Below are 7,734 nucleotides of genomic sequence, written 5' to 3' on the forward strand. Positions count from 1 at the left end.
TAGAGTCTGCTGAAAAAGTTTTTGCTGCAAACCCTAATTAAGCGGTTAAATCGATTAACTTTTGTTTTAAAGTTTCCAATCCTAGCCGACGAATAGCCGAGATAAAAACAGCTTGGGGATATTTTTCCTTCGCTATTTCTAAATCATCGCTTTTTACCTGATCCAACTTATTAAACACCATTAACATCGGACCGGTTTGAATCGGCATCTCCGAGAGGATTTTTAATACCGAGGCGATCTGACTTTCCCAAGCTGGATGGGACAGATCTACCAGATGGAGTAATGCGTCTGCTTCCGTTACTTCCTCTAAAGTTGCCCGAAAAGCATCCACCAGCGAGGGGGGTAATTCATGGATAAAACCCACCGTATCGGTTAGTAAAAGGGGGTGAGATGCTTGGGTGAGGGGATCGGTAATAGTTAAACGTCGGGTGGTGGGATCGAGGGTAGCAAACAGTTGATCGGCGGTATAAACTTCGGCAGCGGTGAGCGCATTAATTAAAGTGGATTTTCCCGCATTGGTATAACCGACGATCGCCACACTGGCCACCTCTTGTTTTTGCCGTTGTTTGCGTAAACGGGAACGATGAGCTTGCAGTTGATCCACCTCATCCTGGAGACGGGATAAACGACGTTGAATAGTTCGGCGTTCTGTTTCTAATTTTGTCTCCCCCGGTCCACGAGTGCCAATTCCTCCCCCTAATCTCGACATGGCTAATCCGCGCCCAGTGAGACGGGGTAAAGTGTATTCTAATTGGGCTAATTCTACCTGTAGTTTACCCGCTTGCGATTGGGCCCGTTGGGCGAAAATGTCCAGGATCACCTCGGTGCGATCGACCACTCTCACCCCGATTTGATTCTCTAGATTGCGAATTTGGGCGGGAGACAGGTCGCGATTGAATACAACCAAATTAGCCCCCGAAGTTTGCACCTGTAGGGCGATTTCTGCCACTTTTCCCGAACCGATCACTGTTTGAGGATGGGGATGATCCCGTTTTTGTCGGGTGACTTGCAAAACTTTGCCCCCGGCGGTATCAACTAAACGTTCTAATTCGCTTAAACCGTCCTCAAACTGGCGATCGCTGATATCGTCGGTCATTAAACCAACCAATAGCACCCGATCTTCGGCTGTATCAACGGTTAGAGCGGTAAATTCTCGCTGAAACTCCGCCTCTAGTCCTTCCACTAACTCTAAAAAGTCCTGTTTGCTTAAATCCTCTAGATTTAAGGGCGGGGAGACAGACCAGTATATATTACTATTGACATTTGTTTGACTTTGTGGTATGAGATGCGCCAGATAGACCTGCTCCACATAACCGGTTGCCCCACCACCGCGACGGATCATGCCTGTGCCGGTTAGGGTTAAGACCACCAGTGCGTCTAATCTTTGCAACGCCATGGCGGTTAAACTGGATTCTTTTGGCGGTTCCTGCTTGAGTTCCGTGGCGATGCAACGAATTCCGCAAAGACGTTCGGAACCGTAGCGGGGTAGTTCCAAGAGAGAAAATTGGGTTTGTCGGGGGGTTCCCACTCCCACACGAATTACCTGGCCGCGACGGTTGATATAGGTGCAGAGGGGCTGATGGATATCGCTACTAATAGCCGCCAGTCTTTGGGCGAATTCTGGGGTGGTGAGAGTATCGATGGGCAAGCGTTCATGGTACAGCCTTTGTAGCTGTTTCATCTGACTGGCTTTCAGTCCCTGGGTATTGCCGAAGATGGTATCGATAGGCTTTCCTCGCAATTAGCATTTTATCTATTATTGTAGCGATTATGAGACTCGCTGCTCCTGGACAGCGTTTCTATTTCCTAGATAAAAACCCAATAACTTCTCTGGTACTTGTATCCATAGCCCATCAAATATATACCTTGACTTTTTGAGAGAATACGAAGGACTGGACTACATCTGATCAGCTTCCACCCCACTTGACTATCTTGAGACGGATGACTCATTGTACCAAATCCGTCCATACCCCACTTCCCCATCACCCCACTCTTCTATACTTTTTAAACAGGATTTAGTATTAGGGGTATTTCTAGACCATTTCCCTAGTGTGAGAAGACAACAGGCGATCGCCGCCCTGGAATTAGCCAAGGAAATGCTGACAGCCTTTTCCTGATCAAGATAAAGTTTAACCTCATTGGCTATGGGCGGCCGACACCCTGCCCCCAGAAAAAATTTTTTCGGCAAACCCTAATTATCCGGTATTGACCTTGAATGGCCCTCGTTGCTCCTTGTTTCCCGTCGCCGAACGAATCATTAATAATTTCTTTGTAAAGAGTAAAACAGATAAAAAATTTCTATCGAAAAACTGGACAAAATTGGCAAGACGAAAAATGCCGATCAGCTTGGAACAACTGAGATAGAGCATCGTCAATCTGGACATTCAAAATGTCACTAACTCGCCGTGATCCCGATGCTAATAGTCAGAGGGAGACTTGCATAATTTCAAAATCTGAGTTAGTCTCTCCTAAAAGTCACCTTTAGGTATTTTGACTAAAAAGAAAGTTGCCTAACTTCTACTCTAGCCTCAAGGCTAATGCTGAAAGCTAGAATCATCGGCTCAATCCACTGGCTCTAGCTAACTCTTTACACCACAGGAGGTCTGTTTGAAAGAGACTTTTATCCCCAACCCCATGACATCCGCTATCCCAGAACAGAATTGCACTGCTGAGTCTAACCGAGTCCGTTACTCAGTTGCCCTGCTGGGATTAGCACTCTCTCTGGGAGTACCTAGTATTATCAACTCCACCTCAGAATCAGCCCAGGCCGCCAATTCTGTACCCTTGGAATGGGAAGTGATCGACCTGTCCCCAAAAGCCAAGGATGCGGGTAAAGAACTGAAAGAACCGCAAATAATCCCATCCCAAGCACTTGCTACCGTCAAATTCATCGCCACATCAGTGGTTGAGCATCAGGTAAAACCAGGAGAATCCCTGTGGAGTTTAGCCGACACCTACGAAACTACCCCTACAGCGATCGCTAGTAGCAATAATCTCTCCCCCCAATCCGATTTGATTATCGGACAAACCTTAAAAATTCCCACTCCTGAGCAGTTGCCCCCGGCAGCCCCGGCAGCAACTCCTGAGCAGTTGGATAGTTCCTCTGCTAGTCTGCGTCAAACCCGTCAACGTCTCCAAGAAAGTTTGGCCGCCTTACGGACCGAGGAAACCCCCCATCAGTCCAATTCCGGGGAAACGGTCATCGTCACCGAAACTACCGCTCTCGTTCCCGATAATTCACCAACCGGTGTCGAGATTCCCGTGATTGCTCCCGAAGAATCGCCCCGACCAACCAGCCAGGTGATCCCGATTCCCGTTCCCACCCCTGAAAGCGATCGCCCGATAGCCACAATTCCCCTTAATCCTCCCTTAACCAGCAGACCGGAAATTCCCAGCCTCGCCCGACGAAATCCGGCTCCTTTGACTGAAATTCCCGCCATTCCCAATCCTCGGGTCATAGTTCCCCCAGAAAACCAAGTTTATCGGGTTCGGCCAGGGGATACCCTAAACACGATCGCTCGCGCTCTCGGCATCACCCCCGCCGAATTAGCTAGGGAAAACGGCATTGACAACCCCAACCGGATTAAAGTTAATCAAACCCTAGTGGTTCCCGACCGCTCTGCCAACGCTAGAGTTAATCAAAATCTTACCCCCTTGGTCGGCGATCGCCCTAGATTGTCCTTTAACCCCAGCAATCGGCCAAATTTGCCCGCCGCCACCACGGGGACGGCGGAATTCCCCGAAAATATCACCAGCAGCTATCGGGAAAGATTGCGCCAAGAGGTGGCTAATCTGCGGGAAACTAACCTTTCGGAAACCCAGAAAAGTATCGCTATTCCCGTCGATAATCCCGCAGAAACCAGCGATGATCGGCAAATAACCGCTAATCCCCAATGGACCGCCCTTCGTTCCCGTTCTAACCAAAGCACCCCCCCACAGATTATCGGTTCGGCTCCTACCAATGTGGAAGAATACAATGACCGCCTACGAATCCCCGTCGGCGAAACCGTAGAACCTTCCCTTCCTCCCCTCGCTAATCCCGATGAGCATTTACCCAATCCCACGCCAATTTTTACCGGCTTTATCTGGCCCACTAGGGGGGTGTTAACCTCCGGCTTCGGTTGGCGCTGGGGCAGACCTCATCGCGGCATCGATATCGCCGGTCCAGTGGGTACGCCGATCGTGGCGGCGGCTGCCGGTGAAGTAATCGCCTCCGGTTGGAATTCGGGCGGTTATGGCAATCTGGTCAAACTACGTCACCCCGATGGTAGCACCACTCTCTATGCCCATAACAGCCGTCTGTTAGTCCGTCGCGGCCAAACTGTTCAGCAAGGCGAGCCGATCGCCCAGATGGGCAGCACCGGTTTTAGCACTGGCCCTCACCTACATTTCGAGGTTCACCCCTCCGGCCGGGGAGCAGTCAATCCCATCGCTTTCCTGCCAGGCAGACGTTAAAGATGCCCAGAAAGGGAAGATTTTTTCTTCCCTTTTTTGCTCTTGTGCAATTGGGTGATTGTGTGTTATGATTGATAACTGTGTAAACAACGGCTTAGTAGCTCAGTTGGTCAGAGCAGGGGACTCATAAGCCCAAGGTCGGCAGTTCAAATCTGCCCTGAGCCATCGGACAAGATCCAAGAAAACCAGCAAGATTATGGTCAGGTGATATCTCTTTCCCTTTTACTTGGGGACGCTCCCTTCGGGTTCTACCTGATAACTTTTTACTGATAACAGCAGCAAGGGAATTCCAAAATTTATTAGCCCAATTGTACTATAAATTTTGCCGATACAGTCACTACCATAATATTCTGGTAGGAGTACCTAGTGGTCAGTGAGTTTATCGAACTGCGTGCGCCCAAAATGTCCTATAGATATTTCGACCAAATTGAGATGCAGTCACGGAAACGAAGCCAAGAGAATGAAAAAACCGGAATTTGAATTTGATCCTAATAAAAGCCAAGCTAACAAAAATAAACATGGTCTAGATTTTGTTGAAGCTCAAGTATTATGGTTAGATTCCCAAAAAGTCGAAATTCCAGCCCGAACAGAAAATGAACCACGATTTGTTGTTATTGGTATAATAGCAGGTAAGCATTGGTCAGCCGTAGTTACCTATCGTCAAACCAAAATCCGTATTATTTCAGTCCGACGCTCTAGACCTGAAGAGGTAGAAATTTATGAAAGCTGAAGATTTTGACCGCAAATTTGATGATGGAGAAAATATCATCGAATACTTGGATTTAACTAAAATTAAACGTTCTAATTCCGAGGAACAAACAATTGCGTTTGAGTTTCCCTCATGGATGGTAGAGGCTCTTGAGCAAGAAAGTCAGCGTCGTGATTTACCGTTACAAGCTATTGTCAAAGACTGGATTGGGGAAAAATTGGCGTTGTCAAATTGAAAGATGATCCGAATCAGCACCGGAACTCAAATTACTTTGACTTGCCCTGAGCCAACTTGCCCTGAGCCAAGTCGAAGGAGTTGAAGGGGTCGAAGGGTAGCAAGGATTGCATTGCATCTTTCCTATTCTGATCTGACAACGCCTAATTATCAATCGCTGCACTGTAATCATCGCCAAGCTGATTATTTTTTCCCTTGCAGTAAACCAAAACGAATTAAACCCGAATCGTAACCGCGCCGCATTAACCCTAAAGATAAAGCCCCTTGGATAGTAGTGTAACCGCTTGCTAACAAACCAGCGATCGCATCTGTGCTGAGGGCCGAATCAATCACCACATCCCAAAAAGCGGCCACCGATAGGGACCAATCATCGGTTTTTAGGTCTCGAAAGCCAATGTCACGGGCAATATCAGCGTATTCTGGCAAAGAAATCACATAGGGCAGACAATAAACCCGATAAATCTCGTTTAATAGTTTAATCTCCCCTTCCGTTAAATTACTAGCCAGGGAAGTGGTGGGACGATGACACCAAGTCGCCATCAAAAAAGTCCCCCCGGGCTGCAAAACCCGATAACATTCCCGCAGAAATTGCCTTTTATCGGGCATATGTTCGCCACTTTCCAAAGACCAGACCAGATCAAAATTATCGTCAGGAAAGGGGGTTTTTAGGGCATCAGCCACACAAAAACTGACTTGTTCTTCTAAATTGAACTCTTGCGCTCTTTGGCTGGCTCTAGCGGCTTGTACCGGGGAAAGGGTAATCCCCACCGCTTGACTGTGAAATTTTTCGGCCAGATAAAGAGTACTGCCACCAATACCACAACCTAGATCAAGAATCTGATTAGCGCCAGTGACGCCACCCCAAGTTAATAATTCTTCTATTAAATCAATTTGTGCCTGACGGCGATCGAGTTTAATCTTGCCGCCGCGACCGTAGTAACCATGGTGCATATGTTCGCCCCAAATCCTTTCCCACAGTCCACTAGAGGAGTCATAAAAATCGGCTATTCGTTGATAAAGTTCCATGGTCATTTCCTAGTTAAGAGAGGCACTCTTGCCAGAGATTAGCTGGATATGTTATACCAAATCCTGTTTAAAAAGTACAGCAAAGTGGGAAGAGGGGAGCGGGTTTTTAAATTTCGATCTGTTTTACTTTATCTTAATATCATAGGTTGCGATTTTTGCAAGAGGTCTTATGATTAAGGCAGGATTAAAACTACTGGCTGTTTTGATTTTTAGTATTTTTATCTTCCATGGGGCGGTCTTGGCCGAGGAAGCAGCCAAGCTATCTGGTTATCAGGCAGATTTAAGCCAAACATCTGTTTCTGGCCTTTCATCAGGGGCCTTCATGACGGCCCAATTCCATGTGGCCTACTCAGATAGGCTGGTGGGAGCAGGTATCATTGCCGGCGGCCCTTTTTATTGTGTCGGTTCTTACGAGACGAACCCATATCAATTTCTCCGGCAAGCGACATCCACTTGCATGACTCCTCTGACTGAGTCAGTAGGACCGGATGGGAAAGGATTATTTAAAAAAGCGCAAGAACTGGCCAGTGACAACAAAATTGCCGATCTCAACAACTTAAAAGATGATCGGGTCTATCTATTCAGTGGTTCAAGTGATCGCGTAGTTAAAACTGTCGTCGTTGACAAGGTAAAAGATTTTTATCAAGCTGCCGGCTTGCCCTCAGAGAATATTAAATATGAAAAGAATATCAATGCCGGTCATGGCATAATTGTCGAGGAGGCCAAGGTGTCATGTTCAGATACTAAGTCACCCTTCATAAACGACTGCGATTTCATGCAATCCCATCGGATTTTAGAGCATATTTATGGCAAGTTGAATCCACCAGTTGAATCTAATAGATTAAGTGGCCAGATTATTCGGTTTGACCAGAGCGAGTTTATTGAGGGTAAAAACACGAGTATGAGTCAGGAGGCTTATGTTTATGTACCTGAAGCCTGTAAAAAAGAAAGCTGCAAAGTTCATGTAGCTATTCATGGTTGCAAACAGGGGGCCAAGCAAATTGATAATAATTACTACTCTAAAACCGGTTACAATGAAATAGCTGATAGCAACAGCATAATTGTCCTATATCCCCAGGTTGAACCGTCAGCATCAATCCCTTACAATCCCCGGGGATGCTGGGATTTTTGGGGATATTCTAGTGCAGAGCCAAATAATCCTGTCTTTTATCTGACAGGGGGACAAGCAGGCTGAAAAGCTTATGTAGCATGGAATACAGATACAGACTCAAAAAAAAGATAAGTCATATATAGTAAATATAACCTAGATAACGAAAATGATAAGTGAACTATACCAGAAAGTCTTAGAG

At 46.8% G+C, this 7,734-nt stretch carries 7 protein-coding genes and 1 tRNA gene; 6 read left to right on the forward strand and 2 right to left on the reverse strand.

Annotated features, from left to right (window positions below; genetic code table 11):
* Window positions 1-37 precede the first annotated feature (37 nt).
* Window positions 38-1,741 (reverse strand): GTPase HflX, encoded by a 1,704-nt coding sequence (hflX, locus tag ACE1AQ_RS22715; RefSeq protein WP_008206670.1) that lies wholly within the window; start codon window positions 1,739-1,741, stop codon window positions 38-40.
* 208 nt (window positions 1,742-1,949) lie between these two features.
* Between hflX and ACE1AQ_RS22720 the strand changes: the two genes are divergently transcribed.
* The 5 genes from ACE1AQ_RS22720 (at window position 1,950) to brnA (ending at window position 5,399) form a co-directional block, all read left to right on the forward strand.
* Window positions 1,950-2,117 (forward strand): hypothetical protein, encoded by a 168-nt coding sequence (locus tag ACE1AQ_RS22720; protein ID WP_157221773.1) that lies wholly within the window; start codon window positions 1,950-1,952, stop codon window positions 2,115-2,117.
* 517 nt (window positions 2,118-2,634) lie between these two features.
* On the forward strand, window positions 2,635-4,455 hold the full coding sequence (locus ACE1AQ_RS22725) for a peptidoglycan DD-metalloendopeptidase family protein (protein ID WP_106909127.1): 1,821 nt from the start codon (window positions 2,635-2,637) through the stop codon (window positions 4,453-4,455).
* Window positions 4,456-4,546: 91 nt separating this feature from the next.
* Window positions 4,547-4,620, forward strand: a tRNA-Met gene (locus ACE1AQ_RS22730).
* Between the two features lie 295 nt (window positions 4,621-4,915).
* Window positions 4,916-5,185, forward strand: coding sequence for a BrnT family toxin (locus ACE1AQ_RS22735; RefSeq protein WP_002759054.1), 270 nt, complete (start codon window positions 4,916-4,918; stop codon window positions 5,183-5,185).
* On the forward strand, window positions 5,175-5,399 hold the full coding sequence (gene brnA, locus ACE1AQ_RS22740; protein ID WP_002759052.1) for a type II toxin-antitoxin system BrnA family antitoxin: 225 nt from the start codon (window positions 5,175-5,177) through the stop codon (window positions 5,397-5,399). Before ACE1AQ_RS22735 ends, brnA begins: the two co-directional genes overlap by 11 nt.
* A 182-nt stretch (window positions 5,400-5,581) precedes the next feature.
* Here the strand turns inward: brnA and ACE1AQ_RS22745 are convergent, their stop codons facing one another.
* Window positions 5,582-6,424 (reverse strand): methyltransferase domain-containing protein, encoded by an 843-nt coding sequence (locus ACE1AQ_RS22745; RefSeq protein WP_106909128.1) that lies wholly within the window; start codon window positions 6,422-6,424, stop codon window positions 5,582-5,584.
* A gap of 169 nt (window positions 6,425-6,593) precedes the next feature.
* Here ACE1AQ_RS22745 and ACE1AQ_RS22750 point away from each other — a divergent pair, with 169 nt between their 5' ends.
* Window positions 6,594-7,619, forward strand: coding sequence for a poly(3-hydroxybutyrate) depolymerase (locus tag ACE1AQ_RS22750; RefSeq protein WP_374809268.1), 1,026 nt, complete (start codon window positions 6,594-6,596; stop codon window positions 7,617-7,619).
* Window positions 7,620-7,734 lie beyond the last annotated feature (115 nt).

It is taken from the genome of Microcystis sp. BLCC-F209 (assembly GCF_041928595.1).
In the GTDB taxonomy this organism is placed as follows: Bacteria; Cyanobacteriota; Cyanobacteriia; order Cyanobacteriales; family Microcystaceae; genus Microcystis.

Excerpts from the sequence above, each read along its gene's own strand:
- ACE1AQ_RS22745 (WP_106909128.1), bottom strand. The coding sequence starts at position 6,424 with ATGGAACTTTATCAACGAATAGCCGATTTTTATGACTCCTCTAGTGGA.
- ACE1AQ_RS22735 (WP_002759054.1), top strand. The coding sequence starts at position 4,916 with ATGAAAAAACCGGAATTTGAATTTGATCCTAATAAAAGCCAAGCTAAC.
- brnA (WP_002759052.1), top strand. The coding sequence starts at position 5,175 with ATGAAAGCTGAAGATTTTGACCGCAAATTTGATGATGGAGAAAATATC.
- ACE1AQ_RS22750 (WP_374809268.1), top strand. The coding sequence starts at position 6,594 with ATGATTAAGGCAGGATTAAAACTACTGGCTGTTTTGATTTTTAGTATT.
- ACE1AQ_RS22725 (WP_106909127.1), top strand. The coding sequence starts at position 2,635 with ATGACATCCGCTATCCCAGAACAGAATTGCACTGCTGAGTCTAACCGA.